At 73.8% G+C, this 26661-nt stretch carries 24 protein-coding genes; 9 read left to right on the top strand and 15 right to left on the bottom strand.

What is annotated here, in order from left to right:
* Positions 1–64: 64 nt before the first annotated feature.
* Entirely contained in the window at positions 65–253 is a 189-nt protein-coding gene (locus AB0N63_RS02140; protein ID WP_365522834.1) for a hypothetical protein, read from the bottom strand.
* Between the two features lie 320 nt (positions 254–573).
* On the opposite strand from AB0N63_RS02140, the gene AB0N63_RS02135 reads away from it, so the two are divergent.
* Together AB0N63_RS02135 and AB0N63_RS02130 are read left to right on the top strand one after the other, a co-directional pair.
* A complete protein-coding gene (locus tag AB0N63_RS02135; protein WP_365522831.1) occupies positions 574–2403 on the top strand; it encodes a long-chain fatty acid--CoA ligase in 1830 nt (609 codons plus the stop codon).
* Between the two features lie 169 nt (positions 2404–2572).
* Positions 2573–3409, top strand: coding sequence for an aldo/keto reductase (locus tag AB0N63_RS02130; protein ID WP_365522829.1), 837 nt, complete (start codon positions 2573–2575; stop codon positions 3407–3409).
* 110 nt (positions 3410–3519) lie between these two features.
* Here AB0N63_RS02130 and AB0N63_RS02125 read toward each other — a convergent pair whose 3' ends face one another.
* From AB0N63_RS02125 to AB0N63_RS02110, 4 genes are all read right to left on the bottom strand, one after another.
* Positions 3520–4482, bottom strand: a complete 963-nt coding sequence (locus tag AB0N63_RS02125) for a class I SAM-dependent methyltransferase (RefSeq protein ID WP_365522827.1) — start codon at positions 4480–4482, stop codon at positions 3520–3522.
* Positions 4483–4762: 280 nt separating this feature from the next.
* Positions 4763–6556: a glycoside hydrolase family 6 protein gene (locus AB0N63_RS02120; protein ID WP_365522824.1), complete on the bottom strand. Its 1794-nt coding sequence runs from the start codon at positions 6554–6556 to the stop codon at positions 4763–4765.
* Between the two features lie 64 nt (positions 6557–6620).
* On the bottom strand, positions 6621–6776 hold the full coding sequence (locus AB0N63_RS02115) for a hypothetical protein (RefSeq protein WP_365522821.1): 156 nt from the start codon (positions 6774–6776) through the stop codon (positions 6621–6623).
* Complete coding sequence (locus tag AB0N63_RS02110) at positions 6773–6943, bottom strand: cellulose binding domain-containing protein (protein ID WP_365522819.1); 171 nt, start codon at positions 6941–6943, stop codon at positions 6773–6775. Before AB0N63_RS02110 ends, AB0N63_RS02115 begins: the two co-directional genes overlap by 4 nt.
* Positions 6944–7489: 546 nt before the next feature.
* Here AB0N63_RS02110 and AB0N63_RS02105 point away from each other — a divergent pair.
* Positions 7490–10414, top strand: coding sequence for a glycoside hydrolase family 48 protein (locus AB0N63_RS02105; protein ID WP_365522817.1), 2925 nt, complete (start codon positions 7490–7492; stop codon positions 10412–10414).
* A gap of 78 nt (positions 10415–10492) precedes the next feature.
* On the opposite strand, the gene AB0N63_RS02100 is transcribed toward AB0N63_RS02105, so the two are convergent.
* Both AB0N63_RS02100 and AB0N63_RS02095 read right to left on the bottom strand, forming a co-directional pair.
* Positions 10493–11257 carry a class I SAM-dependent methyltransferase gene (locus AB0N63_RS02100; protein WP_365522814.1) on the bottom strand — a complete coding sequence of 255 codons (765 nt, stop codon included), beginning with the start codon at positions 11255–11257 and terminating at the stop codon, positions 10493–10495.
* 22 nt (positions 11258–11279) lie between these two features.
* Positions 11280–11585: a 4a-hydroxytetrahydrobiopterin dehydratase gene (locus tag AB0N63_RS02095; protein ID WP_365522812.1), complete on the bottom strand. Its 306-nt coding sequence runs from the start codon at positions 11583–11585 to the stop codon at positions 11280–11282.
* A 164-nt stretch (positions 11586–11749) separates the two neighbouring features.
* Here AB0N63_RS02095 and AB0N63_RS02090 point away from each other — a divergent pair, with 164 nt between their 5' ends.
* Positions 11750–12586: a helix-turn-helix transcriptional regulator gene (locus tag AB0N63_RS02090; protein ID WP_365522809.1), complete on the top strand. Its 837-nt coding sequence runs from the start codon at positions 11750–11752 to the stop codon at positions 12584–12586.
* 52 nt (positions 12587–12638) lie between these two features.
* Positions 12639–13502, top strand: coding sequence for a helix-turn-helix transcriptional regulator (locus AB0N63_RS02085; protein WP_365522806.1), 864 nt, complete (start codon positions 12639–12641; stop codon positions 13500–13502).
* 111 nt (positions 13503–13613) lie between these two features.
* Here the strand turns inward: AB0N63_RS02085 and dnaK are convergent, their stop codons facing one another.
* The 4 genes from dnaK to AB0N63_RS02065 form a co-directional block, all read right to left on the bottom strand.
* On the bottom strand, positions 13614–15491 hold the full coding sequence (gene dnaK / locus AB0N63_RS02080; RefSeq protein ID WP_365522803.1) for a molecular chaperone DnaK: 1878 nt from the start codon (positions 15489–15491) through the stop codon (positions 13614–13616).
* Positions 15492–15699: 208 nt separating this feature from the next.
* On the bottom strand, positions 15700–16125 hold the full coding sequence (locus tag AB0N63_RS02075) for an OsmC family protein (protein ID WP_009191504.1): 426 nt from the start codon (positions 16123–16125) through the stop codon (positions 15700–15702).
* A 168-nt stretch (positions 16126–16293) separates the two neighbouring features.
* Complete coding sequence (locus AB0N63_RS02070; protein WP_365522800.1) at positions 16294–18480, bottom strand: phage holin family protein; 2187 nt, start codon at positions 18478–18480, stop codon at positions 16294–16296.
* Positions 18481–18765: 285 nt separating this feature from the next.
* Complete coding sequence (locus AB0N63_RS02065) at positions 18766–19203, bottom strand: hypothetical protein (RefSeq protein WP_365522797.1); 438 nt, start codon at positions 19201–19203, stop codon at positions 18766–18768.
* Between the two features lie 85 nt (positions 19204–19288).
* Here AB0N63_RS02065 and AB0N63_RS02060 point away from each other — a divergent pair, with 85 nt between their 5' ends.
* Both AB0N63_RS02060 and AB0N63_RS02055 read left to right on the top strand, forming a co-directional pair.
* On the top strand, positions 19289–20071 hold the full coding sequence (locus AB0N63_RS02060) for an MBL fold metallo-hydrolase (RefSeq protein WP_365522794.1): 783 nt from the start codon (positions 19289–19291) through the stop codon (positions 20069–20071).
* Positions 20068–20712 (top strand): VTT domain-containing protein, encoded by a 645-nt coding sequence (locus AB0N63_RS02055; protein ID WP_365522792.1) that lies wholly within the window; start codon positions 20068–20070, stop codon positions 20710–20712. The genes AB0N63_RS02060 and AB0N63_RS02055 overlap by 4 nt, the downstream gene beginning before the upstream one ends.
* Before the next feature lie 163 nt (positions 20713–20875).
* Here AB0N63_RS02055 and AB0N63_RS02050 read toward each other — a convergent pair whose 3' ends face one another.
* From AB0N63_RS02050 to AB0N63_RS02035, 4 genes are all read right to left on the bottom strand, one after another.
* Entirely contained in the window at positions 20876–22051 is a 1176-nt protein-coding gene (locus AB0N63_RS02050; protein WP_365522789.1) for an MBL fold metallo-hydrolase, read from the bottom strand.
* Entirely contained in the window at positions 22048–23298 is a 1251-nt protein-coding gene (locus tag AB0N63_RS02045) for an aminotransferase class I/II-fold pyridoxal phosphate-dependent enzyme (protein ID WP_365522786.1), read from the bottom strand. Before AB0N63_RS02045 ends, AB0N63_RS02050 begins: the two co-directional genes overlap by 4 nt.
* Positions 23299–23527: 229 nt before the next feature.
* Entirely contained in the window at positions 23528–24316 is a 789-nt protein-coding gene (locus tag AB0N63_RS02040) for a hypothetical protein (protein ID WP_365522783.1), read from the bottom strand.
* A 440-nt stretch (positions 24317–24756) separates the two neighbouring features.
* On the bottom strand, positions 24757–25551 hold the full coding sequence (locus AB0N63_RS02035) for an RNA polymerase sigma factor SigF (RefSeq protein ID WP_365522780.1): 795 nt from the start codon (positions 25549–25551) through the stop codon (positions 24757–24759).
* Between the two features lie 259 nt (positions 25552–25810).
* Here AB0N63_RS02035 and AB0N63_RS02030 point away from each other — a divergent pair, with 259 nt between their 5' ends.
* Together AB0N63_RS02030 and AB0N63_RS02025 are read left to right on the top strand one after the other, a co-directional pair.
* Entirely contained in the window at positions 25811–26212 is a 402-nt protein-coding gene (locus tag AB0N63_RS02030) for a DUF2795 domain-containing protein (protein WP_365522778.1), read from the top strand.
* Between the two features lie 34 nt (positions 26213–26246).
* Positions 26247–26645, top strand: a complete 399-nt coding sequence (locus tag AB0N63_RS02025; protein ID WP_365522775.1) for a CBS domain-containing protein — start codon at positions 26247–26249, stop codon at positions 26643–26645.
* Positions 26646–26661 lie beyond the last annotated feature (16 nt).

The following is a 26661-nucleotide window of genomic DNA, read 5'->3' as shown; positions in this document are numbered from 1 at the left end:
GATCACGCCGGGGCGCGGCCCGGGACCGCCATCGGCTTCGGCGGACAAGCGCGCAGGAGCCGCGTCAGGCCTTCCCGCGCCGAGCGGTGTCCTCGGGGAACTCCCGCTCGAGCTGGATCAGGGTGGCCACACGCTTCCCGCCGTCCGCCGTCGCGCGGTCGGCGACCGACATGGCGCCCCGGCCCACCACGCGTGCCGCGGCGCCCACGTCGGCCGGTGCGGGATGACCGAGCCGCTGCGGCGAACCGATCACGGGGATCTTCCCGCCGCGACGCCGCGACGTCGCGACCGGAGGACTCCGGCGAGCGGCCTCGATGGCCGGAAGCGGGTCGTACAGATTCCGTGGAGATTACGGCACCGAAGCTTACTGAACCGTAGGAATTTCTGTCCTGCCGTGTCCGTTGTGGGCGCATTTCCCGGCGCTGACCTGTGTGTACATGAGCACCCCTCGCTTTCGGCCCCCCTCCCGCACCGCCCGTGCGTGGGGTAGCTTTCACCGCGCTGTGCGGGGCGTCAGGGGTGGTCCGGAGGCCGGAACGCCTCGGGACGGCCCGAAGACCGAGGGAGCGGGGTTTGCGCGAGTTCACCAGCCCTCCGTCCACGTCGGCGCCGCCGGTGGGCGGGCTGGCCGACGTCGTGTTCCGGTACGCCCAGGAGGACCCGCGGCACGTCGCCCTCGGCCGCAAGGACGAGACCGGAGCATGGCGCGATGTGACCTCCGCCGAGTTCCGCGACGAGGTGCTGGCGCTGGCCAAGGGACTGCTCGCCGAGGGCGTCCGGTTCGGCGACCGGGTCGCCGTCATGTCCCGCACCCGCTACGAGTGGACCCTGTTCGACTTCGCGCTGTGGACGATCGGCGCGCAGGTGGTGCCCCTCTACCCCACCTCCTCGGCCGAGCAGTGCTTCTGGACGCTGTACGACGCGGAGGTGTCGGCGGCGGTCGTGGAGCACGAGGACCATGCCATGACCATCGCCACCGTCATCGGCCGGCTGCCGAACCTGCGCCGGCTGTGGCAGCTGGACGCGGGCGCCGTGTCCGAGCTGTACGACGCGGGCGCGCACATCGAGGACGACGTGGTGCACCGGCACCGTGAGGCGGTCACCCCGGAGACCGTCGCGTCGGTCATCTACACCTCCGGCACCACCGGCCGCCCCAAGGGCTGCGTGCTGAGCCACGGCAACTTCATGTTCGAGGCGGACACCGTCCTCGGCCGTTGGGAGCCGGTGTTCCACTCCAGGAAGGGCGACGAGGCCTCCACGCTGCTGTTCCTGCCGCTCGCACACGTGTTCGGCAGGATGGTGGAGGTGGCCGCGGTCCGCGGCCGGGTCCGGCTCGGCCACCAGCCGGAACTGCACGCGTCCGCGCTCCTGCCGGACCTCCAGGCGTTCCGGCCGACGTTCATCCTGGCGGTGCCGTACATCTTCGAGAAGGTGTTCAACGCGGCCCGCCGCAAGGCGGAGAAGGAGGGCCGCGACGGGCCGTTCGAGAAGGCCGTCGAGGTCGCCGTGAAGTACGCGGACGCGGTGGAGGCGAAGGCGTGGGGCATCGGCCCCGGCCCGTCCGCCGCGCTGCGCATGCAGCACCAGTTCTTCGACAAGGTCGTCTACGCCAAGGTGCGCGCGGCGATGGGCGGCCGCATCCGCAACGCGATGTCCGGCGGCTCGGCCATGGACCGCCGGCTCGGCCTGTTCTTCGCGGGCGCCGGGGTGCAGATCTACGAGGGCTACGGCCTGACCGAGTCCACCGCGGCCGCCACCGCCAACCCGCCCGAGCGCACCCGCTACGGCACCGTCGGCCAGGCGATCCCGGGGGTGAGCGTGCACATCGCCGACGACGGGGAGGTGTGGCTGCGCGGCGGCAACGTCTTCCAGGGCTATCTGAACAACCAGAAGGCCACCGACGCGACCCTGCACGACGGCTGGCTGGCCACCGGCGACCTGGGCTCGCTGGACGAGGACGGCTACCTCACCATCACCGGCCGCAAGAAGGAGATCCTGGTGACCTCCGGCGGCAAGAGCGTGGCGCCGGCCGCGCTGGAGGAACGGGTGCGCGACCATCCGCTGGTCGCGCAGTGCATCGTCGTCGGCAACGACCGCCCCTACGTCGCCGCCCTGGTCACCCTGGACCAGGAGGCGGTCGAGCACTGGCTCCAGATGCGCAACAAGGCCAAGCCCGCCACCGCGGCCGAGCTGGTGCACGACGCGGACCTGGAGACGGAGGTGCGGCGCGCGGTGGTCGCCGCCAACACCCTGGTCTCCAAGGCGGAGGCGATCCGTACCTTCCGCATCCTCGCGCAGCCGTTCACGGAGGAGCACGGACTGCTCACCCCGTCGCTGAAGCTGAAGCGCCGGGCGATCGAGAACGCCTACGCCGACGAGGTGGAGGCGCTGTACCGGGCATGAGACCGCCCGAAGCCGGGAACACGGGCGCGACGGCCGGATCAGGCCGCATCCGGCGGCCGGTTCCGGACGGATCGGCCGGTCAGGAATGCGACACGGCCGGTGATCGTTGACGATGTCGAGTACGACGTACCACCTGACGACCTGACGACAACCGAAGGATCAGAAGCCAGTGAGCAGCAAGGTCCCCCCGATCATCCTCAACAACGGCGTCGAGATGCCCCAGCTGGGCTTCGGCGTCTGGCAGGTGCCGGACGACGAGGCGGAGCGCGCCGTCGCCACCGCCTTCGAGGCCGGGTACCGCAGCATCGACACGGCGGCGATCTACGGCAACGAAGAGGGCACCGGCAAGGCGATCGCCGCCTCGGGCCTCCCGCGCGAGGAGGTCTTCGTCACCACCAAGCTCTGGAACGGCGACCAGGGGTACGACGCGACCCTCCGCGCCTTCGACACCTCCCTGGCCAAGCTCGGCCTGGAGTACGTGGACCTGTACCTGATCCACTGGCCGCTGCCGGCCAGGGGCACGTACGTGGACACGTACAAGGCGTTCGAGAAGCTGTACGCCGACGGCCGGATCCGGGCGATCGGCGTGTCCAACTTCCTGCCGGAGCACCTGGAGCGCCTGATCGCCGAGACCTCGGTGATCCCGGCGGTCAACCAGATCGAGCTGCACCCGCACCTCCAGCAGCCCGCCGCGCGTGAGTTCCACGCGGAGCAGGGCATCGCCACGGAGGCCTGGTCGCCGCTCGGCCAGGGCAAGGGCCTGCTGGAGGTCCCGGCGATCGTGGCCATCGCCCAGAAGCACGGCCGTACCCCGGCCCAGGTGGTGCTGCGCTGGCACGTCCAGCTCGGCAACATCGTGATCCCGAAGTCGGTGACGCCGTCCCGGATTCAGGAGAACATCGCGGTGTTCGACTTCGAGCTGGACGACGAGGACCTCGCGGCGATCAGCGCCCTGAACGAGGACCGGCGGCTGGGTCCGGACCCGGCCACGTTCGACGTCGCCTGATCCGGGACGGCGCGGCAGCGCGAAGGCCCGGGCCGCTCCTTGGGTTCCAGCGGTCGTCCCGGGCCTTCGCGCCTCCCGCGGCCGGTCCGGTCAGGACACGGCCGGCCGGGTCAGGAGGGGCGGACCGCCGTGTGCACGGTGTGGGCCTTGAGGACGAAGACGTCGGGCCTGCGGTGCACGCTCGCCGCGTCCTCGGGGTCGAGGAGCCGCTCGAGGGTGGCGCGGTCCTGGGCGTCGAGGGTCTCGCCCATCCCTTCGCGCAGGCGGCCGAGGGTGGCGGCGACGTAGGCGCGGGCCTGGTCGGAGACGGGGGCGGGCAGGTCGAGCAGGAAGCTGCGGGTGCCGGTGGGCCGCAGTCCGGCGGCCGTCAGCAGGGCGGGCCAGTCCTCGGTCTCGGCGGCGGAACCCGGCAGTTCCGCCCGCATCCGGGTGAACGCGTCGGCCTCGGCCGCGTCCAGCCGCGCCTGGAGGCCGGGGCGGCCGATGCCGATGTCACGGGGCAGATGGCGGGCGGGCAGTCCGCCCTCCAGCAGGGCGAGGGTGCCACCGGGGGCGAGGTGGGCGGCGAAGGCGGCCAGGGCGGCGCGCTGGTCGCCCAGGTGGTGCAGGCTGTTGCTGGCCCACAGCAGATCGGCCGGGTACTCCAACTGGTCGAGTGCTTCGGGGAGTTCACCGGTGACGGTGGTGAAGCGGTCGGCGTGGCCGAGCCGGGCGGCGCGGGCGCGTGCCCGCTCCAGCAGCGGCGCCGAGCCGTCCACCGCGACCACCCGGGACTTGGGGAAGGCCCCCGCGAACAGGCCGGAGACGACGCCCGGACCGCTGCCCGCGTCCACGATCAGACCGGGCTCGCCCATCGTCTGCTGCCCGAGCCACGTCATGATCTGCTCGTACACCGGGGCGGACAGCTCCGCCTGGGACTCCAGCAGTGGGGCCAGCACGGCCCAGTCGAGGCCGGCGCCACCGTGGTGGGCGTGGCGGTCGCCGTGGTCGTGCGGGGCCCGTTCGTGGTCGTGGTCGTGGTCGTGCGGGGCGGGGTCGTACGGGCCGTGGGGGTCCCGGTGTGCGTGCGCCATGGTGGTCAGCCTCTCCTGTGAATGCCGCCGCCAGCGTGCGCCGACACCCGGCGCCGGGGCCACTTCCGTTGCCGGGACGGCAAGAAGCGGGAGCGCCATTTTCCGGACCCGCGGCTGGGACGCGCGGGGGACGGGCGCGGCCGGAACACGCGAGCGGCGCCACCGGGCGCGGCCGCCGCGGCACCCGGTGACGCCGTACGGGTTCAGGGGCCGGGTCCCGCCGGACCGGTCGGACCGCGGTGGTCCGGCCGGCCGGCGGGATCGCCCCCGCGTCACCGCCCTACGGCAGGGGCGGGTACGCGTTCTTCATCAGCTCCTGGAACTGCGCGGAGAACCAGTGGCCGGCCACCGGGGCGTTCGGGAGCGCTCCCGTGGGGCTGTTGCCGTTGCGCGCGTTGCCGCCGTACGTCGGGTCGCACATCCGGTCGAAGCCCTTGCCCTCGTCATTGGCGATGGCCGAGCTGGACCCGTCGGACTGGCCCGGGGGCTTCACCCAGACATAGGCGTCGATCCCGGCGGCGGGCGCCGCGGTCGGGCGCTCGCCGAGACCCGCTCCACTCTGGTTGCACCAGTTGCCGGTGTGGATGCGGCGGTCGATGCGGCCGCCGTTGACGTAGGCGTCCACCGAGGTCAGCGGGCCGGCTCCGGCGGGCCGGGCGGATCCGCCCCAGCCGTTGCGGGAGGTGTCTATCAGCATGCCGAGGTTGGAGTTGAAGCCCGCCGCGACGAGCTTGTCGCGCAGCCCCTGGGCGAAGGACTGCTCGTCCACGTACTGGTTCCAGTCCACCCACTTGGACTGGCGCACGGTCTGCCCGTTGACACTGTCGGTGACCTTGAAGTACGGCTCCTTCGTGGCGCCGTAGTTGGCGGTGTTGACGATGAAGCCCGCCACGTCGTTCACGCTCGCGCCGTTGCTGGTCGCGACTTTGTGGAACTCCTGGACCGACGGGTCGAGGTTGGTGTCCCAGCCCAGCCAGCCGTGGTGGCCGGCGTCGATGTAGTTGTAGACGTTCGGGATCGCGCCGAGCTTGTCCAGGGCGTAGCTGACGCCCTTCTCGTAGTTGCCGTTGGCTTTCATGGTCACGCAGGCGTCGGTGGTGGTGTTGGTACCGCCGGCGTTGGTGACCAGGTTGGGCAGCGAGTCCGGCTCGATGACGGTGGCGATGCGCAGCCCCGCGTACTTGGAGTCGGCCAGGATCGAGGCGATCGGGTCGATGTACTGGGTCTTGTACTTGTCGAGCTCGGTGGCCCCGATCTCGCCGTTGGAGGCGAGGGCGGAGCAGTCACGGCCGGGCAGGTCGTAGATGACCAGCTGGACGACGAGGTCGCCGGAGCCCTTCTGCTTGAGGGCCTCGTCGAGGTGGGCGCGCAGGCCCATGCCGCCGTTCACGCCGTTGATGGCGGCGATGCGGTCGAGCCAGACGGCGGTCGGCTGGTTGGAGATGCGACTGCCGCCCGGCTCGGCGGCGGCCAGCTTGGACCACTCCGGGTCCACGTAGACCTTGGCCTGGACGTAGGGGTTGTCGACCCGGCCGCTCGGGTCCGTGCCTCCGCCTCCGGTGCTGCCGCCCGTGTCGCCGCCGGTTCCCCCGGTGTCGCCGCCGGAGCCGCCGGTTCCCCCGGTGTCTCCGCCGGTGCCGCCGCCCGTGCCGCCGCCGCTGTCGACGTTGCAGGTCACGCCGTCGAGGGTGAAGGACGCCGGAACGGCGTTCGTGCCGCTGTAGGTGCCCTGGAAGCCGAAGCTGGCCGAACCGCCCGTGCCGAGCGATCCGTTGTAGCTCTCGTTGGCTGCGGTGACGTTCGCGCCGGACTGGGTGATCTTGGCGTTCCAGCCACTGGTGATCTTCTGGTTGCCGGCGTACGTCCACTTCAGCGCCCACGACGACTTGGCGGCGCCGTTGTTGGTGACGGTGACGTCGGCGGTGAAGCCGGTGCTCCACTGGTTCATCTTGTAGTCGACGGTGCAGGGCGCGGCGGTGGCGCCCGCGCTGGCGGGGATGGCGGTGAGCGCCATCCCCGTGCCCCCGGCGACGAGGGTCAGGGCGGCGAGCATCGCTGTTCTGGTGCGGCTCATGAGTGCGGAATTCCTCCTGTTGGGAAAGGATGTGCCGGTATCTCGGTCGGTCGGGACGGGGAGGTCAGGGAGCGAGGGCGCGCAAGTGGTCGCGCAGCCCGGCGCCGTACGCGGTGGGTGACCCGTCGTAGGCGGAGTTCGGAAAGGGGCCGGAGGAACAGTCCCAGGTGTTCCAGGTCCAGCCGAGGCAGGACAGGCGGTGGTCGTAGAACCGCTTCATGACCTGGTCGACGAAGCCATGGGCTCCGGATCCACGTCGCAGGCCGTGCCGTCGAGCTGGAACACCGTGGGCGTGGACGTGCCGGCCGGCCCCGAGGCGAGGAACCCGGCGTCGACGCCCGCACCGCTGCCGAGCGACCCGTTCCAGCCCTCGCCGACGGCGGTCACCGCGACGCCGGACCGGGACCACTCGGCGTTCCAGGCCGCCCGGGAAGTCGAAGGCGAGACTCCGACCGGTCAGCGCGGCGCGGTCGTCGGTGATGCGCACGGCGCCCTGGAAGCCGCTGTCCCGCTGGCCGGGGACCGGGTACTGGACTGTGCAGACGGGGGTGGCCCCTGGGCCGTGACCGCCGGTACGACCACGCTCCCGAGGAGCACGACCGCGCCGGCGACGGCCAGGAAGGCCGAACGCGGGGGGGTGTCGCATGAGCGACTCCTTGCAGCTCTGGCGCGTCGGGCGGACACGTCGACTGATGGAATCGCTCCCACTGGTTCGAGTGAAGGTAGCGGCAAGTCCGGGCGAGGAACAGGGGCGGCGCCGAGTTTCCGGCGAGTTTTCGGCGACGGAGCCGGTCAGCGGGGCGCCGAATCTTTTCGTTCCGTCCAGGACTTGACCGTTCCCTGACACGTCCGCACTATGGGAGCGCTCCCACTGGTCAGGGCTTGTTGCTCCTCCCCCACACCTTCTTCCGAGCCGCAAGGAGGGACCAGCACATGTTCCCCGCACACAGACCCAGACGCCGCCGGTTGGCGCGGCGGCTGTGGACCGCCGCGGTGGCGGCCCTCGCACTCCCCACGACCATGCTGGCCACCGGTTCGGTCACGGCGCACGCGGCGGGACTCGCGTGCAGCGTGGACTACAGGACGAACGACTGGGGCTCCGGCTTCACCGCGGACCTGACGATCACCAACCGCGGCACGGACGCCGTCAACGGCTGGACCCTCGCCTACGGATACTCGGGCAACCAGAAGCTGACCAACGGCTGGAACGGCAGCTGGTCGCAGTCCGGGCAGTCGGTCACCGTGAAGAACGCCTCCTACAACGGCACGATCGCCGCCGGCGCCGCGGTGACCACCGGCGCGCAGTTCACCTACAGCGGCACGAACACCGCGCCGACGAGCTTCGCGGTCAACGGGACCACCTGCGCCGGCGCGCACCAGCCGCCGATCACCGTGCTGACCAGCCCGGCCCCGGGCGCCACCTACTCGCAGGGCGAGGCCGTGCCGCTCGCCGCGACCGCCGCGGCCGCCGACGACGCGGCGATCACCAAGGTCGAGTTCTACGACGACACGACGCTGCTGGGCACCGACACCAGCGCCCCGTACACCTTCTCGGCCTCCGATCTCGCGGTGGGAAGCCACTCGCTGCTGGCGAAGGCCTACGACAGCCTGGGCGCCTCCGCCGAGTCCACGCCGGTCGGCGTCACCGTCGCCTCCGGCCCCGCCGTGGTCGCCTCGCCGACCCAACTCGGCGTCCAACAGAGCAAGTCGGGCACCTTCGAGGTGAAGCTGTCCAAGCAGCCGAGCGCGAACGTGACCGTGAGCACGGCCCGTACGGACGGCAACACCGGACTGTCCGTGACCGCCGGCTCCTCGCTCACCTTCACCCCGGCGAACTGGAGCACCGCGCAGAAGGTGACGATCACGGCCGACGCCTCCGGGACCGGCTCGGCGACCTTCACCGCCTCCGCAGCCGGCCACGCCAAGGCCACGGTCACCGTGACGGAACTGGCCGCGTCGAAGGCGTACGACGCCCGCTTCCTCGACCTCTACGGGAAGATCACGAACCCGGCGAACGGCTACTTCTCGCCCGAGGGCATCCCCTACCACTCGGTGGAGACGCTGATCGTGGAGGCGCCCGACTACGGTCACGAGACCACGTCGGAGGCCTACAGCTATCTGATCTGGCTCCAGGCGATGTACGGCAAGGTGACGGGCGACTGGTCCAAGTTCAACGGCGCCTGGGACATCATGGAGAAGTACATGATCCCCACCCACGCCGACCAGCCGACCAACTCCTTCTACAACGCCTCCAAGCCGGCCACGTACGCGCCCGAGGCGGACACTCCGAACGAGTACCCGGCCAGGCTGGACACCTCCGTGTCCGTGGGCTCGGACCCGATCGCGGGCGAGCTGAAGTCCGCGTACGGCACGGACGACGTCTACGGCATGCACTGGATCCAGGACGTCGACAACGTCTACGGCTACGGCGACGAGCCCGGCAAGTGCGAGGCCGGCCCGGCCGCCACCGGACCGTCCTACATCAACACCTTCCAGCGCGGCCCGCAGGAGTCCGTCTGGGAGACCGTCCCGCAGCCGACCTGCGACGCCTTCAAGTACGGCGGCAAGAACGGCTACCTGGACCTTTTCACCGGCGACTCCTCCTACACCAGGCAGTGGAAGTACACCGACGCCCCGGACGCCGACGCGCGCGCCGTGCAGGCCGCGTACTGGGCGGACGTGTGGGCCAAGGCGCAGGGCAAGGGCGGCGACGTCTCCGCGACCGTGGGCAAGGCCGCGAAGATGGGCGACTACCTGCGCTACGCGATGTACGACAAGTACTTCAAGAAGATCGGCAACTGCACCGGTCCGTCGACCTGCGCGGCCGGCACCGGCAAGGACGCCTCGCACTACCTGCTGTCCTGGTACTACGCCTGGGGCGGCGCCACCGACACCAGCGCCGGCTGGGCCTGGCGCATCGGCTCCAGCCACGTCCACGGCGGCTACCAGAACCCGCTGGCCGCGTACGCGCTCAGCTCCTACGCCGATCTGAAGCCCAAGTCGGCGACGGGCGCGAGCGACTGGAGCAAGTCCCTGCAACGGCAGCTGGAGTTCTACCAGTGGCTCCAGTCGTCCGAGGGCGCCATCGCGGGCGGCGCGACCAACAGCTGGCAGGGCCGCTACGCCACCCCGCCGGCCGGCACCCCCACCTTCTACGGCATGTACTACGACGAGGCGCCCGTCTACCACGACCCGCCGTCCAACCAGTGGTTCGGCTTCCAGGCCTGGTCGATGGAGCGCGTCGCCGAGTACTACCAGCAGACCGGGGACGCCAAGGCGAAGACCGTCCTGGACAAGTGGGTCAAGTGGGCACTGGCCAACACCACGGTCAACCCGGACGGTTCCTTCCTGATCCCCTCCACGCTGAAGTGGTCGGGCAAGCCGGACACCTGGAACGCCGCATCGCCCGGCGCCAACAGCTCCCTGCACGTCACGATCGCCGACTACACCGACGACGTGGGCGTGGCCGCCGCGTACGCCAAGACGCTGACGTACTACGCCGCCAAGTCCGGTGACGCGCAGGCCAAGTCGACGGCGAAGGCGCTGCTGGACGGCATGTGGGCGAACGACCAGGACGCCCTCGGCGTCGCGGTCCCGGAGACCCGCACCGACTACAGCCGGTTCGGCGACAGCGTGTACGTGCCGAGCGGCTGGACCGGCACCATGCCGAACGGCGACAAGATCGACTCCTCGGCCACTTTCTCCTCGATCCGGTCCTTCTACAAGAACGACCCGGCCTGGTCGAAGATCGAGGCCTATCTCAAGGGCGGGGCGGCTCCCGTCTTCACGTACCACCGGTTCTGGGCCCAGGCGGACACAGCCCTCGCCATGGGTTCGTACGCGGAGCTCCTCGAATAAGTCCCCGCTAAGGCTCCGCGTGCCGCACGCCGGGTGGACCCCATTGCTGCTGGGGTCCACCCGGTCGTCGTACCCGGCTCACCCCGCGGCGGGCTCGCCCTCGGCGGGTCTGCGGAAGGCGCGCAGGGTGAAGACGGGGTCCGGGCGGGGGCGGTCCTGGTCGGGCAGGGCCGCCAGGCGGGCGGCGAACTCCTCGGCGAGCGGTTCGCCGGGCGGCAGCGTGACGAACCAGCCGCGCCGCAGGTCCTCGACGGTGCTGCGGGGGCTGCGGCCCTGGCCGGCGCCCGGGAAGCGGGCCCGGCCGGCCGGGCGCAGACCGTGCTCCGCGGCGTACCCGGCCACCTCGTCCCCGGCGTCGCGGGCGGCGCTGGGCGGTCGCGCGGCGAGGACGGCGTCGATGTCGCTGCCGACGTTGTGGCCGGCGGCCTTGTCGACGGTGGTGACCCAGACGCCGCCGGGCCGCAGCACCCGGGCGCACTCGGCGACCACCGCCCGCACGTCCTCGGGGGCGGACAGCAGATGCAGCAGCCAGACGCTGGTGACCGCGTCGAAGCGCCCGTCCGGGAACGGCAGCCGGCGGCTGTCGGCACGGACGACGGCGCCGGGCAGCCGGGCCGCGGCCCTCAGGGTCATCGCGGGCGCCCGGTCGACGCAGGTCACCCGCGCTCCGGGGCGGCCCGCGGCGAGGCGGCGGGTCACGATCCCGGTGCCGCAGCCGAGGTCCAGCATCTCCCGCACCGCCCCGGGCAGCAGACCGAGGACCGCCTCGGCCGCGGCGGCGGCACGCGGCTCGCCGCCGCGCAGGGCGTCGTAGCGCGCGGCTTCCTCGTCGTAGTCCAGCATGGCTCCCCCCGTTCCGCGCGGCTCAGTGCGCGCCGTGGCCCGGAGCGAGGTCCTCGACCCGGCGGGCGAGCCGGAAGTCCTTCTCGGTGACGGCGCCGCCCGCGCTGTGCGTGTGCACGCTCACGGAGACCGTGTCGTAGCCCAGGGTGAGATCGGAGTGGTGGTCCAGCTCCTCCTGCACCTGCGCGATGTGGACCACCATCGCTGTTGCGGCGAAGTGCGAGCCGAGCCGGTAGGAGCGGGTGAGCCGGTCCCCGTCCAGGGACCAGCCGGGCAGCTCGGCCAGCCGGTCCTCGATCTCCTTCTGCGACAGCGGTTCGACGGGCATGGGAACACTCCCTCGGGGGGTGGCGGCGGGCCCGCGGTGCGCGGCCGCGGGTATGTGTTCAGCCTGCCACAGGAGCGCCGAGCCGTCCCTGCTCACCGGGGTGCGCGGGGGACGCGGCCGGGGAGCGGCCCGGATCGGACGGCGGTTCGACTACGGTCAGGCGTATGACCACTGTCGCCACCGCTGCCGCCGCGCTTCCCACCGCCCCCGCCGGCCAGGGCGTCGGCCCGCTGCTGCGGGCCTGGCGCGAGCGGCGGCGGGTCAGTCAGCTGGAGCTGGCGCTGCGCGCCGACTCCTCGGCCCGGCACATCAGCTTCATCGAGACCGGCCGCTCCCGCCCCAGCGAGGAGATGGTGCTGCGGCTGGCCGAGCACTTGGACGTGCCGGTGCGCGAGCGCAACGCGCTGCTGCTGGCCGCCGGTTACGCCCCCCACTACCCGGAGACCCCGCTGGACGCGCCCGCGCTGGGCGCCCTGCGGGAGGGGCTCGAGCGGCTGATCCTCGGCTACGAGCCGTATCCGGCGCTGGTGGTGGACGCCCGCTACGACGTGGTGACGGCGAACCGGGGCATCACCATGCTGCTGGAGGGCGTCCCGGAGACGCTGCTCGCACCGCCGCTGAACGCGATGCGGCTGACCCTGCACCCGGAGGGTCTGGCGCCGCGCATCCGCAACCTGCGCGAGTGGCGCGGGCATCTGCTGGCGCAGATGGAGCGGCAGATCGCGCTGCACCGCTCCCCGGCCCTGCGGGAGCTGTACGAGGAGGTGGCCGCGTACCCGGTCCCGGAGAACGACTCGGGTCTCCCGGAGGAACCGGCCCGTGACGTGCCGTACTTCGCGCTGCCGATGCTGATCGAGCACGACGGGCGGACGCTGTCGTTCGTCTCCTCGATCTCCACCTTCAACACGCCCATGGACGTGACGGTGGCCGAGCTGGCCATCGAGACCTTCCTGCCCGCCGACCCGGCGACCGTGAAGTACCTTCGCTCGATGATCCCTTGAGGCGCTGTGTCACACTGATCCGCGTACTTCGGCGCGTATGGGGAGGCGTGGCGTGAGCGAGCGGCGGCCGGCGCCGACGGTGGGCCAGGTGGTGCTCGGCAGACGGCTTCAGGAGCTGCGGGACGCGGCCGGCCTGACCCGGGAGGAGGCCGCGCGCGTACTGCGGGTGGCCCCGGCGACCGTGCGGCGCATGGAACTCGCAGAGGTCGCCCTCAAGATCCCTTACGTGCAGGTGCTGTTGGAGACGTACGGGGTGGACGAGGAGGAGGCGGCCGCGTTCGTGCGGCTGGCCGAGGAGGCCAACCAGCCCGGCTGGTGGCAGCGCTTCCACGACGTGCTGCCGGACTGGTTCAGTCTGTACGTGAGCCTGGAGGGCGCCGCCCGGCTGATCCGCTCCTACGAACCGCACTTCGTTCCGGGACTGTTGCAGACCGAGGAGTACGCGCGCGCCGTGCTGGAGGCGGGCACGGTCGGGCAGTCCGCGCGGGAGTCGATCGAGCGGCACGTGTCGCTGCGGATGGCCCGCCAGGAGCTGCTGCAACGGCCGGACGCCCCGCACCTGTGGGTGGTCGTCGAGGAGACGGCGCTGCGCCGGCCGGTGAGCCCGCGCGGCGAGGTGATGCGCGGGCAGCTGGACAAGCTCCTCGAACTCACCGAGCGGGACCGGGTGACGGTCCAGATCGCCGAGTTCGCCGACGGACCGCATCCGGGGACGTACGCGCCGTTCACGCTGTTCCGGTTCGCCGAGCCGGAGTTGCCGGACCTCGTCTACACCGAGTACCTGACCGGCGCGCTGTATCTGGACTCGCGCACCGAGGTCGCCGCGCACCTGGAGGTGCTGGACCACATGACGACCCGTGCGGCGTCGGCCGAGCGCACCCGCCGGCTGCTGCGGGAGTGCCGCGAGGGCTACTGAGCCGCCACCTCTCCGGAGCCGGTCCGGGGGACGCCGGCCGCCCGCTCCCCGCGGCTCCGGTTCTGCTTTCCCGCCGCTCGGGTTCCGCGCTGCGCGGCTCCGGTCCTGCGGCTACGCGGCTCCGCCCTTGGTGTCGCGGTCGTCGTCGACGATCTCGGCGTCCACCACGCCCTCGTCCTCCTGACCGGGCCGCCGGTCCCGCGTCTGTTCGCCGCCGCCCGCGTCCCCGGGCGGCTGCTGGGCCTGCGCGTACATCGCCTGGCCCATCCGCTGGCTGACGGTGGCCAGTTCGTCGGTCGCGGCGCGCAGGGCTGCCGTGTCGGCGTTCTGCTCCAGCAGCGCCTTCACCCCGGCGATGGCCGACTCCACCTCGCCCTTGGTGTCGGCGGGGATACGGTCGCCGTTGTCGGTCAGGAACTTCTCCGTCTGATAGGCGAGTTGCTCGGCCTGGTTGCGGGTCTCGGCGGCCTCGCGGCGTTCGCGGTCCGCCTCGGCGTACTGTTCGGCCTCGCGCATCATGCGGTCGATGTCGTCCTTGGGCAGGGCGGAGCCGCCGGTGACGGTCATCTTCTGCTCGCGGCCGGTGGCCAGGTCCTTGGCGGAGACGTGCATGATCCCGTTGGCGTCGATGTCGAAGGCGACCTCGATCTGCGGCACTCCGCGCGGGGCCGGCGGCAGGCCGGTGAGGTCGAAGACGCCGAGCTTCTTGTTGTAGGCGGCGATCTCGCGTTCGCCCTGGTAGACCTGGATGCCGACCGAGGGCTGGTTGTCGGCGGCGGTGGTGAAGATCTCCGAACGCCGGGTGGGGATCGTGGTGTTGCGCTCGATCAGCTTGGTCATGATGCCGCCCTTGGTCTCGATGCCGAGGGAGAGCGGGGTGACGTCGAGCAGCAGGACGTCCTTGACGTCGCCGCGGATCACACCGGCCTGGAGGGCGGCGCCCACGGCCACCACCTCGTCGGGGTTGACGCCCTTGTGCGGGTCCTTGCCGGTGAGGTCGCGCACCAGGTCGGTGACGGCGGGCATCCGGGTCGAGCCGCCGACCAGGATCACATGGTCGATGGCCGACAGCTCGATCTTCGCGTCCTGGACCGCCTGGTGGAACGGCTTCCTGCAGCGGTCCAGCAGATCGGCGGTCAGCTCCTGGAACTGGGCGCGGGTGAGCTTCTCGTCCAGGTGCAGCGGGCCCTCGGCGGAGGCGGTGATGTAGGGCAGGTTGATGTTCGTCTCGGTGGACGAGGACAGCTCGATCTTGGCCTTCTCGGCGGCCTCGCGCAGCCGTTGCAGCGCCATCTTGTCGTTGCCGAGGTCGACGCCGTACTGCCCCTTGAACCGCTTGACCAGGTGCTCGACGAGCCGCTGGTCCCAGTCGTCGCCGCCGAGGCGGGTGTCGCCGTTGGTGGCCCTCACCTCGATGACGCCGTCGCCGATCTCCAGCAGGGACACGTCGAAGGTGCCGCCGCCCAGGTCGAAGACGAGGACGGTCTGCTCCTCGCCCCGGTCCAGGCCGTAGGCGAGCGCGGCGGCCGTGGGCTCGTTGATGATCCTGAGCACCTTCAGGCCGGCGATCTCCCCGGCCTCCTTGGTCGCCTGCCGCTGCGCGTCGTCGAAGTACGCCGGCACGGTGATCACCGCGTCGGTGACCTCCTCGCCGAGGTAGGCCTCGGTGTCCCGCTTCAGTTTCTGGAGCACCCGCGCGGACAGCTCCTGCGCACGGTAGCGGGTGCCGTCGACCGAGCCCTGCTCGGGGAAGCGCCAGTGCGCGTCGCCCATGTGGCGTTTGACGGAGCGGGCGGTGCGATCCACGTTGGTCACCGCCTGCCGTTTGGCGACCTCGCCGACCAGCACCTCGCCGTTCTTGGCGAACGCCACCACCGACGGCGTGGTCCGCGCCCCCTCGGCGTTGGCCACGACCGTGGGCTCGCCGCCCTCCAGGACGGCCACCACCGAGTTCGTCGTCCCGAGATCGATCCCGACCGCACGTGTCATCGTCGTCCCCTTCCGCCGTTCGTCGCCGGGCGTCGCCCCCCGTCTCCAACCCAGGACGGGAGCGGGCCGTTGTCAATGCCGGGTACCCCGGCGGGGGCGTACGACGATGCCGCGCACCCCGGGGTGCGGGGGCGCGGCATCGGGGGCGGTCGTCCCACGTCCGGAGCGCGGCCGGGCGGCTCGTGCGGCGGCGCGCCGACGGGGCGCGTCAGGCGAGCTTGGCGTCCAGGGTAATGGTGGTGCCGGTCAGGGCCTGGCTGACCGGGCAGTTCTTCTTGGCGTCCTCTGCGGCGGCGACGAACGCGTCGTTGTCGATGCCGGGGACCGTGCCCTCGACGGTGAGGTGGATGCCGGTGATGCCCGTGCCCGGCTGGAAGGTCACGTCGGCCTTGGTCTCGATCTTGGTGGGCGGGGTGCCGGCGCCGGCCAGGCCGTGCGAGAGCGCCATGGAGAAGCAGCTGGAGTGGGCGGCGGCGATCAGCTCCTCGGGGCTGGTCTTGCCGTTGGCCTGCTCGGCGCGCGACGGCCAGGACACCGGCTGCTCACCGATGCCGGAGGAGTCGAAGGTGACGACGCCGTTGCCCTCGAGCAGGTTGCCTTCCCAGACGGTGTGAGCGGTGCGCGTAGTTGCCACGGTGTGATCCATACCTTTCGCCTTGGGACCCGTTGCCGGGGTTCCGTCGCCCCCATCCGATCACATCCGGGGCGCGCGGACGCGGTGAACGGGGCGCGCGGCAGGGGTGTTTCGGGGCAGTACGGTCGGTCTGGTCCGGTATGGGCGGCCGGTGCGGTGCGGAGGCGGTCAGGCGGCCCGCTCCTCCGACTCCCCATCCGTCTCCGGTGCCCCCGTTACCGGTGTCTCCGCTTCCGGCATCCCGGCTCCCGGCATCCCCGCCTCCGACTCCGGTGCGGCCTGAGCCGGGACCCGCGGGGGCGCGGCCGCCTCGGTCAGCCAGCGGCGCAGGACGCGGTGGATCTCCTCGGCGCCGACGAGTTCCGTGCCCTCGGGGACGGGCGGGGAGCACCGCAGCGGGGACAGCAGGAAGGGGCGGGACTGCGCGCCGCCGAGGCCGCCGTGCGAGCCGATCTGCTCCTCGAAGGCCAGCACCTCGCCGTCGGCCGGGTCGTGGCTGGAGTTGACCATGATGTCGGCGGTGTGCGGGAAGGAGTGGGTGCGGCGGACGGCGTCGGCCGCACCGGGACCGAACACGGCGAGCGGCCCGGGGTCGGCGTCGAGGTCGGCGAGCGGTATGCGCGCACCGCGGGCGCCGAGCACCACGCCGCCGTGCTCCTCGCTGCGCACGAGCAGGAAGCCGATGCCGGGGTGGTTGGCGAGGGTCGGCAGCAGCGCGGGGTGCCGGGCGGAGATCTCCTCCTCGCTCATCCGGTGCGGCACGTCCGGGAACGAGACCAGGCCGAGGTTGCCGGAGGCCAGCACGACCGGCTCGGGGCGGCGGGCGGGGCGATGGCGCTCGGCGCCCTCCTCCACCGGGCGGCGCAGCGCGGCCCGGACGGCGGCCCGCGCCTCGGCGCCGCTGCGGGTCCTGCGGGCGCGGCGCGGCACGGGCAGTCCGCAGCCGGCCCGGACCAGGTCGGCGAGGGTGAGGCCGTAGCGGGCGCGGAAGGTCTCGCCGGGGCTCTGCCCGTGGTCGGACAGGACGACGATCCGGTACGGGCGCGGGGCGTGCTCGGCGACGTTCTCGATCAGGGCGAGGGCGCGGTCCAGGCGGCGCAGCACCTTCGCGGCGTCCCGGCTGTGCGGTCCGGAGTGGTGGGCCACCTCGTCGTAGGCGACCAGGTCGGCGTAGACGACGGAGCGGCCGGCCAGCAGGTCGCCCACGACGGCGGCCACGACGACGTCCCGTTCGACGACCGTCGCGAAGGCGCGGATCAGCGGGTAGAGACCGCCGCGCGAGACGCGGGGGCGCTGTCCGCGCAGCCGGGCGTGCAGGGACTGGCCGATCTCGCGGCCGGTCTCGGCGATGAAGGACAGAGCGGTGCGGACGGCGTTCGCGGGGTCGGAGAAGTAGGCGAAGTAGCCGGCGCGGGAGCGGGTGCCGGGGCCGCGGCGCGCCGAGACGGACAGGACCAGGGCGGATTCGCCGGCGCCGCCGCTGAAGAGGTTGCCGCGGCTGGCCCCGTCGTCGGCGAGCAGTCCGCCGTGGCCGGTGCGGGCGACGGCGCGGCGCTGGAGCTCCACGGCGCTGGTCGGCCGGTTGCAGACCATGACCTCGCCGGTGTCCTTCTCGTACCAGCGGAAGGCGGGGACGTCGTGGTTGGTGCCGTGCAGGATGCCGAGTTGGCTGGCGCCCGTCTGGCTGGACCAGTCGGTGCGCCAGGAGGTGAGGCGGTGCGTGGGCGGGGCGGTCGCCGGGCCCGGGGGCGCCGCCCCGTCCGGGCCGGCGCCGAGCCAGCGGGCCACGGTCGGCATCAGCCCCAGCTCGACGGCGTCCCGCAGCACGTCGTGGCCGACGCCGTCGAGCTGGATGACGGCCGTGCCGGGCGTGGTGGAGCACGGCGGCAGGGTTCTGCCGCGGCGCAGGGCGAGGCGGTGCAGACGGCTGCGGTAGGCGTCGTCGTCACGGACGGCGAGGGCGGCGCCGGTGGCGGAGGCGACCGCGGACATCACGGCGGCGACGATGACGGCGGTCTCGGGGGCCGCCTCGGGCCGGCCGGCGGGGTTCAGGCGCAGGGCGAGCAGGAGCAGCGAGCCGTTGAGGAAGAAGACCAGCAGGCCGAGCACGAGCGCGGGCACGAGCAGCAGCAGCCGGACGAGCAGCGGCCAGACGACGGCCGAGAGCACACCGAAGGCGCCGGCGCCGAGGGCGGCGGTGACGGCGATGGTGGTCGCGCTGTCCCCGTCGGGCGACTGGAGCTGGAAGTCCGGCAGGATCCCGGCGAGCACCAGCATGGTGACCGTGGACACGGCCCACACGGCGACGCTCCGCCCGACCTGACTGGCGACCCGCCGCCACCGCCCGCGACCCACGACACACCTCACGTCCCGACCCGGCCCTCCGCACGGGCCCGGTCCAGCTTGTCATACGGGCGACGGAGGGCGGGCCGCGTGAGCAGCCCGCGGGCCGCTGTCGCCGCCGGGCGACGCGCCGGGCGCCGCAGGCCGACCCCGGGGCCGAGTCCCGCCGGCCGCCGCCGTGGCCGGCCGGGCCGGAGGGGGCGTCGGCCGTCGGCGGCACCCGGCCCCGGATCGTCGGCGTGCCCACCGCCGGGCGACGCCGTCGGCCGCGGTCCTGGCCCGGCCGTGCCGGGGCCGTCAGTCTCCCGCGTAGCCGGCCGTGGGCATGGACAGGCGGCGGTGGACCCGGGCCTTCATCTGAGCGTCGTAGCACGGTTCGGCCTGGCCGACCGTCTCCACGCGCACCCCGCGGCGCGCGCATTCCGCGGTGAACTCCTCCACGGAGGACAGCGCCCGCTCCAGCACGCGCCGGCTGGGGGCGACGAACAGGTCGACGCCGGGCCGGACGCCCTCCCACAGCGCGGTGTGGTCGATGCGCAGGCCGCGTACGAGCAGCTCACGGGCGACCACATAGCCGCGTTCGGCGGCCCACCGGGCGCACATCGCGTGCTGGCCGCGGGAGTCCACGAGGAAGGGCTCGTCGTTCAGCTCCTCCAGGGGCGTCAGGCTGGCGATCGCCGTGACGCGGACCGGTGTCGCGGCGGCCCCGCCGCGGGGATCGGGCATTTCTCCCATGGCGTCCCCCTCACCTCCGGGTTTTCGCCGCCGACCCTACCCCTGCGCGTAGGGTCGGGGGGAGTCGCGCGAAGGAGGCGAAGAAGTGCCGGTGGAGATCACCTGGTGGGGTCACGCCACGTGCACGATCGAGGATTCGAACGTACGCGTGCTGACCGATCCGCTGTTCGCCCGCCGCCTGGCCCATCTGCGGCGTCGCCAGGGCGCGCTGCCGCCGCCGGACGCCTGGCAGGCGGACGTGGTGCTCGTCTCCCACCTGCACGCCGACCATCTGCACCTGCCCTCGCTGGCGCGGCTCGCACCGGGCACGCGCCTGTTGGTGCCCCGGGGCGCACCACGGGCGGTGCCGGGGCTGCGCCGGCTCGGACGGCCGGGCCGGCTGCGGATCACCGAAGTCGCGCCCGGCGACCGGGTCGAGGTCGGCGCGGTGACGGTCCGGGTGGTGCCCGCCGCGCACGACGGACGGCGCCTGCCGCTCGGCCCGCACCGCTCCCCCGCGCTCGGCTACGTCGTCGAGGGCGGGGCGCGGACGTACTTCGCCGGGGACACCGGCCTGTTCGAGACGATGGCCGAGGAGGTCGGGCCGGTGGACGCGGCGCTGCTGCCGGTGGGCGGCTGGGGGCCGTACCTCGGCGAGGGACACCTGGACGCGGGGCGTGCGGCGCAGGCGCTGGCCCGGCTCGCGCCGCGCACCGCCGTGCCGGTGCACTACGGCACGTACTGGCCGATCGGGATGGACGCCGTGCGCCCCCACGAGTTCCACGCGCCGGGCGACGAGTTCGTGCGCCATGCCGCGCTGCGCGCGCCGGGCGTGGCGGTGCACCGGCTGACGCACGGCGGAAGCGTGCGCCTGGAGGTCGTACGGTGATACGACTGGCGGCCGCCGTGACCGCGGTGGTGCCGACGGAGACCACCCAGCAGGCGTTCGGGTATCCGTCGCTGTTCCTGCTGGTGCTGATCGGGGCGCTGGTGCCCGTGGTGCCCACCGGCGCCCTGGTCTCCTCGGCGGCGGTGGTCGCCGTGCACCGTACGGCGCCGGTGTCGCTGGCGCTGGTGTTCGTGACGGCGTCGCTTGCCGCGTTCTGCGGGGACGCGGCGCTGTACTGGCTGGGGCGGCGCGGGCTGGGCTCGAAGAACGGCTCGCGCTGGCTGGAGGCGATCCGCTCCCGGGCGCCGGAGGACCGGCTGGAGCAGGCGCAGAGCAAGCTCGCCGACCACGGGGTGGCGGTACTCGTGCTGTCCCGGCTGGTGCCGGCCGGACGCATACCGATCATGCTGGCCTGTCTGCTGGCGCAGTGGCCGCTGCGCAGGTTCTCCCGTGGCAACCTGCCGGCCTGCCTGGCCTGGACGGTGACGTACCAGGTGATCGGCATCCTCGGCGGCTCCCTGTTCGAGGAGCCCTGGGAGGGCGTGCTCGCCGCGGCCCTCCTGACGGTGCTGATCGGCGTGGCGCCGAGCGCCTGGCGGCGGATACGGGAGTGGACGCCGGCGCACCGGTCGTCGAACTGAGCGGGGCGGGTGGCGCGCAGGGGGCGGCGGCCGAGGGCGCGCCGCCTGACGCAGGGAGCGGGTGCGTTCCGTGGGGTGCGGACTGGGCGCGCACGCCGGCGTCTGCCGCCGGGGGTACGCCGCCGGCGGGCGGAGCGGCGCGCACGGAGCGGGCGCGGCGGGTTCAGTCCAGGACACGGGACGCGCCCACCGGCAGGTCCCACAGGTCCTCGCGGGGCAGGCCCGCCTTCTCCCAGGCGGCCCGGACCCGGATGAGGGGTTCCAGGACGGGTTCGGCGGACAGGACGAAGGTGGCCCAGTGCATGGGGGCCATCCGGCGGGCGCCGAGGTCCTGCGCGGCCTGGACGGCCTCCTCCGGGTCGCAGTGCACGTCGCTGAGCCACCAGCGCGGGTCGTACGCGCCGATGGGGAGCAGCGCGAGGTCGATGCCGGGGTGGCGGGCGCCGATCCGGGAGAACCAGTGGCCGTAGCCGGTGTCGCCGGCGAAGTAGACGCGCTGCCCGTCGGGGGCGGTGAGCACCCAGCCGCCCCAGAGGCTGCGGCAGGTGTCGGTCAGGGTCCGCTTGGACCAGTGGTGGGCGGGCACGAAGTCGAAGCGCACGCCGGAGAGTTCGGCCGCCTCCCACCAGTCCAGCTCGGTGACCCGGGTGAACCGGCGGCGCCGGAACCAGCGGCCGAGCCCCGCGGGCACGAACACCGGGGTGTCGCGCGGCAGTCGGCGCAGCGTGGGCGCGTCCAGGTGGTCGTAGTGGTTGTGGCTGATGACGACCGCGTCGACGGGCGGCAGCGCGCTCCAGGGCACGCCGACGGGGGTGATGCGGGCGGGGGTGCCGATGATGCGGCGCGACCAGACCGGGTCGGTCAGCACGGTCAGCCCGCCGATCCGCACCACCCAACTCGCGTGCCCCGCCCAGGTGACGGCGACGGTGCGGGCGTCGACGCGGGGCAGCGGGCCGGGTTCGCAGGGCAGCAGCGGGATGTCGGCGAGGCCCTCCTTGTCCGGCCGGACCGCGCCCTCACGGGCGAACCGGGCCAGCGCCTTCAGGCCGGGCAGCGGGGCGGTGAGCCGGTCGTGGAAGCTGCGCGGCCACATCCGGCGCTCCCCCGGCGGCCGGGGCGCGGCGGGCGGCGGGCACGGCGCGGGGCCGGACGGAGGCGCGAGCGTGGCCGCGGCGGCGGGCGCGGGCGGCGGGGCGTCCGCTCTCCGGGCGGTCGCGGACACAGGCGGGACGGCGGCTCGGGCCGGCGCGGTCCCGGCCGGGCCGGTTCCGGCCGGGACCGGGGCAGTCCTCGTCGAGGGCGGGGTGGTGGTCGTGGTCGGCTCGGACTGCTGCGTCATCGGGGATGCTCCCATCGCTGAGCGTCGTCGCGAAGTTCGTCGAAGACCGACTTCCAAGAGATCAACGAGGCGCGCACGCACGGCAGTTCCAGCGGCGTGGGCGACCGCAGGCACGCCAGGCGCTCCTCGTCGGAGCCGCCGAGCAGCGCCCCCGCGGACAGCCGTACGCGCAGCGCGGCGAGGTCGTCGCCGAAGCGGTGGCCGCCGGGCGCGGGCGCGGCCAGCCGGGAGCCGAGGAACTCCTCCAGCTCCTGCGCGTCGCCGACGCCGCGGGCGACGAGCGCGGGACGCAGCGGGCCGAGGTCGGCGTAGAGGTGGCGGCCGGCCCGCGGGGGCCGGGACAGCGCGCCCGCGCCGACCACGACGGCGTGCGCGGCGCGCGCCAGGCGCGCGTGCAGGCGCACGGTGGCGGCCATGCGCTCGGTGACGGGATCGGGTTCGTCCAGCGCCCAGGCCGCCGCGGCGGCGACCGGTTCGGCGATCCGGGCGTCCAGCGCGGTGAGCACGTCGAGCACACGCGCGTGCAGCGCGGCGCCGGTCGGCCCGGCCGGGAAGCGGGCGATCGCGGCGGGCCAGCCTCCGGGCAGGAACGCCCCGGCCAGGTCGGTGACGACGGTGACCCGTTCGGGCAGCATCTCGGCGGGGCTCACCAGCACCGTCTCCCGCGGCGCGTGCACGGTGTCGCGCCAGGTCTCGTCGCTGACCAGGTGCAGTCCCTCGCCCGCGGCGGCCTCGACGGTCTCGTGCAGCACCTCGGGCGGGGCGACGGTGGCGGTGGGGTCGTCGGCGACGGACAGGACCAGCAGCCGCGGGTCGCCGCCCTCCGCGCGTACCCTGCGCACGGTCTCCAGCAGGGCGTACGGATCGGGTACGCCGCCGGACTCGGCCGGGGTGGGCACGGGGAAGGCGGGCCTGCCGAGCAGGCGCGCGTACGGCGCCCACCAGGCGGCGCAGGGGCGGGGCACCAGGACGTCGCCGCCGAGGGCGGCGGTCAGGGCGAGCAGCAGGGCGGGGGCGCCGGGGGCCGCCGCGAGGCGGTCGGGGCCGGCGGCCAGGCCGCGGCGCAACCAGTAGCCGCCGGCCGCGTCCAGGAGTTCGGGGCAGCCGCCGATCGGCCTGTCCCGGATCCGGCCGGCGGCTCCGGCGAGCGCGGCGGACAGCTCGGGCAGCACCGGCAGTCCGTCCTCGGGCAGGGCCGAGGGCCCGTAACGGACGGGGCCGTGTCCTTCCCGCTCCGTCCGCCGCATGGGTGCCTCCGCGCAGTCCCTGGTGCCGTGTCCTGTCCGCCGGTGCGATGCGATGCCGTTGCGATGCGTGGCCGTCGTGGTCGCCGTGGGGCCCGGCCGTGCGGCGAGGGCCGGTACGACCGGGACCAGGCCCTCGGCGGTGCGGGTACCCCGCCGGGGGCCGTCCCATGGGTCCCGGGGGTCGCGGGGGCCGGCCGGGGACGCTGAGCGCCCCTGGGGCGCCCGGTGCTCAGTCGCCCGCTCTTCGTCGGCGCCACACGCGGTGCGCCGCGCCGCACAGGGCCGCCGCGATGAACGCGCCGCCGCCGATCAGCGCGGGCAGGGACGCGGTGAACGAGCCGCCGGTACCGGCCTGTACCCCGTGCTGGGCCGCGGAGCAGTCCCCGCCGCCCCCGTCGGCGCAGTCGCGCCCGGGGTCACGGGTGGCCGCCGGTGGCCGTGCGGGATCCCGCGAGGCGGTGCCGGACCCCTCGTCGCGGCCCGCAGGACGGGAGGGCGGCCGGCTGGACTGACCGCCCGCCGGGTCGGGTGCGGCCGGGGCCGCCGTGCGGGACGGCGTGGCCGCGGGAACGCGGGCCGGGTCGTCGCCGGACGGGGCGCGGGCCGTCTCCCCGGCGGCGCCGTCACGGGCGGTGGGGGTGGGGGCCTGGCTGGGGGAGTCCTGGCGGGCGGGGTCGTTGGCGAGCGCGTCCCGGAGGACCGGGTCCTGGGACAGGTCCTGGATCTCGTCGTCGGAGACGTCGTCGCCGGAATCACCGGGGGCGGTCCGCCGCGCCGCGGCACGGTCCCGCTCGGCGCCGGCCCCGGCCGGACAGGAACCGGGCGCCGTGCCGTGGGCGGCGAGCGGCTTGACCGCCGCGAGGTCGCCGGCCGGCGCGCAGGCGGCGCGGGGAGCGGCGGTGCCCGGGTGCGGTGGGGACCCGGTGGCCGGGACCGCGTACGCGGTCGTCGCGGCGGAGCCCGCTATGAGACCGGCCAGGACGGCGGCGGACAGGGCACGGGGGCTTGTTCGGCGCATGGGCTGGGCCTCTCGGACGGGCGGCGCGGAGGCACGGGATTCCGTGCCCCCGGCTGTCATCACAGCGCCTCACGCCACGGCCCGCGCGCGGCCGAGCCCCATTGGCGGGACGCCGACGGCCTATCGGGTGACACCGCCGCTCCAGCGGCCCCGCCCCGACGGGTCCCGCCGGCCCCCCGTTCCCGGGAGCCGGCGGGACGGATGGAGCCGGCGGGACGCGGGGGACAGACGGTCCCGGCGAACTGCACGCCCGGCAGCCCCAGCCCGCTCGGCCGGCGCACGAGCCCCGGCGCACCGACGCGACGCCCCCGCCCTGCGTGGTGCCGTCGCGCCGGGTGCCGGGCCGCAGTCTCGCACCGGGCCGCAGACGGGCGCCGGACCACGGGTGAGCACCGGACCACGTGTCCGGGCGCCCGCTCCCCCGCTCCGCCCGGCAGGCCTTACGCCGCGTCCCGCAGCACCTGTTCCCGCAGCCGGGCGCAGCTGCGGCTGATCAGGCGGGAGACGTGCATCTGGGAGATGCCCAGTTCCTCGGCGATCCGGCTCTGCGTCATGTCGTCGAAGAACCGCATGTAGAGGATGGCCCGCTCGCGTTCGGGCAGCGCCGCGAGGCGGGGCTTGACGGCCTCTCGGTCCACGACCGTGTCGAGCGCCGCGTCGGGCGAACCCAGCGAGTCGTTGAGGGAGTAGCCGTCCGCGCCACCCGCCAGCTCCGCGTCGAGCGAGAGCGCGGTGAAGCTGTCCAGCGCCTCCTGCCCGGTCCGCACGTCGTCCTCGCTCAGCCGCGCGTGCGCGGCGATCTCGGCGACGGTGGGCCTGCGGCCCGGGATGGTCCGGGCCAGGTCCTGGTCGGCGGCGCGCACCCGGTTGCGCAGGTCCTGCACCCGGCGCGGCACGTGCAGCGTCCACATGTGGTCGCGGAAGTGCCGTTTGATCTCGCCGGTGATGGTGGGCACGGCGTAGCTCTCGAAGGCGTACCCGCGCCCGGGGTCGTAGCGGTCGACCGCCTTGACCAGGCCGAGCGCGGCGATCTGACGCAGGTCGTCCAGGTTCTCGCCGCGGTTGCGGAAGCGGCCGGCCAGCCGGTCGGCCATCGGCAGCCAGGCCTCCACGAGTTCCGCGCGCAGGGCGTCCCGCCGGGGACCCGGGGGCAGCCTCACCAGCCGGCGGAAGGCGTCGGCGGTGTCGGGTGCGTCGTCGTGCGGGTGGCGCCCCGCACTCGTTCGCATGTCCATGGTGGGTCGCAACTCCCTCGGAGTGCTCTGGATGGACGACGGTCACCGAGGGAGCGCGAACGCGGTTCCGGAGGGCCGCGTCGCGTGTGGCGGCCTGGGGCGCGCCGCTCCCGCGGACGTGCCTCCGGTCCGAAGCACTGCGTGTGCGCCTGCCCGTCCGCGCCGGGGGCAAACACAGTTCTTCCGGCTTCTTTACGGCGGTGTCGGCTCCGTCTGCACGGGTACGCGGTGGCCACCCCCGACCGATGTGGAGGGAGACATGCAGCGAGGCAGCGACCGGCTGAGTGTCCACCGTGACGACGAGATGAAGCACGAACTGCAGGGCCTGCTCAGGTCAGGCCACCCCACGCGCACCGAGGAGTGGCACGACCCGGAGCCGACCGCCGAGGACGACCCGCAGGTGTGGGGCGGCCCGGTGGCGCCGGGCGACTCGCGGGCGTCCCTGGAGACCGTGCGCCTGGAACTGGCCCGGAACCTGGGCCGTACCGCGTTCCCCGCGGGCCCGGCCGAGCTGGCCCGCGCCCTGCGGCGGAAGAACGCGCCCGACGCGCTCATCGAGGCACTGGAACGGCTGCCGCGCAAGGCGCAGTACGCCAACGTCCAGGAACTGGCGAAGGAACTGACCCATACCGAGCGGCCCCCCCGGGAGGACCGCGCGTAATCCCCGTGCGGGGCGAGAGGCAGGTGGCGCCCGAGTGAGGGCTGAACTCGTCAGGGACGTCATGACGCCGGGCGTGGTCGCGGTACGGCCGGACGCCTCGCTGGTCGAGGCGGCACGGCTGATGCGCGCCCAGGACATCGGCGGTGTCGTCGTCGCCGACGGGCAGGAGGTCGTCGGCGTGCTCACCGACCGGGACATCGCGGTGCGGGCGGTGGCCGAGGGCCTGGACCCGCAGACGGTGAGCGCGCGGGCCGTGTGCACACCCGACCCGCTGGTCGTCGGCCCCCAGGACCCGCTGCGGGCGGCCGTCACGCTGATGCGCGAGCACTCCGTGCGCCGGCTGCCGGTCGTGGAGGACGGCATGCCGGTCGGCATGGTGAGCCTGAGCGACCTCGCCGACGCCTGGGACGCGAAGGCGGCGCCCACGCCCTGAGAAGGCCGCGCCCCGA

The sequence above is a fragment of the Streptomyces sp. NPDC093260 genome (assembly GCF_040683715.1).
GTDB lineage: Bacteria > Actinomycetota > Actinomycetes > Streptomycetales > Streptomycetaceae > Streptomyces > Streptomyces sennicomposti.
The sequence above is the reverse complement of the archived record's forward strand: the minus strand, read 5'-3'. Positions and strand labels throughout refer to the sequence as shown.

What these genes read in the sequence shown, in the direction of transcription:
- AB0N63_RS02125 (WP_365522827.1), bottom strand. Translation starts at nt 4,482, where the DNA reads ATGGCGCACGCACACCGGGACCCCCACGGCCCGTACGACCCCGCCCCG.
- AB0N63_RS02120 (WP_365522824.1), bottom strand. Translation starts at nt 6,556, where the DNA reads ATGAGCCGCACCAGAACAGCGATGCTCGCCGCCCTGACCCTCGTCGCC.
- AB0N63_RS02115 (WP_365522821.1), bottom strand. Translation starts at nt 6,776, where the DNA reads ATGAAGCGGTTCTACGACCACCGCCTGTCCTGCCTCGGCTGGACCTGG.
- AB0N63_RS02105 (WP_365522817.1), top strand. Translation starts at nt 7,490, where the DNA reads ATGTTCCCCGCACACAGACCCAGACGCCGCCGGTTGGCGCGGCGGCTG.
- AB0N63_RS02100 (WP_365522814.1), bottom strand. Translation starts at nt 11,257, where the DNA reads ATGCTGGACTACGACGAGGAAGCCGCGCGCTACGACGCCCTGCGCGGC.
- AB0N63_RS02095 (WP_365522812.1), bottom strand. Translation starts at nt 11,585, where the DNA reads ATGCCCGTCGAACCGCTGTCGCAGAAGGAGATCGAGGACCGGCTGGCC.
- AB0N63_RS02090 (WP_365522809.1), top strand. Translation starts at nt 11,750, where the DNA reads ATGACCACTGTCGCCACCGCTGCCGCCGCGCTTCCCACCGCCCCCGCC.
- dnaK (WP_365522803.1), bottom strand. Translation starts at nt 15,491, where the DNA reads ATGACACGTGCGGTCGGGATCGATCTCGGGACGACGAACTCGGTGGTG.
- AB0N63_RS02065 (WP_365522797.1), bottom strand. Translation starts at nt 19,203, where the DNA reads ATGGGAGAAATGCCCGATCCCCGCGGCGGGGCCGCCGCGACACCGGTC.
- AB0N63_RS02050 (WP_365522789.1), bottom strand. Translation starts at nt 22,051, where the DNA reads ATGACGCAGCAGTCCGAGCCGACCACGACCACCACCCCGCCCTCGACG.
- AB0N63_RS02045 (WP_365522786.1), bottom strand. Translation starts at nt 23,298, where the DNA reads ATGCGGCGGACGGAGCGGGAAGGACACGGCCCCGTCCGTTACGGGCCC.
- AB0N63_RS02040 (WP_365522783.1), bottom strand. Translation starts at nt 24,316, where the DNA reads ATGCGCCGAACAAGCCCCCGTGCCCTGTCCGCCGCCGTCCTGGCCGGT.
- AB0N63_RS02035 (WP_365522780.1), bottom strand. Translation starts at nt 25,551, where the DNA reads ATGGACATGCGAACGAGTGCGGGGCGCCACCCGCACGACGACGCACCC.
- AB0N63_RS02030 (WP_365522778.1), top strand. Translation starts at nt 25,811, where the DNA reads ATGCAGCGAGGCAGCGACCGGCTGAGTGTCCACCGTGACGACGAGATG.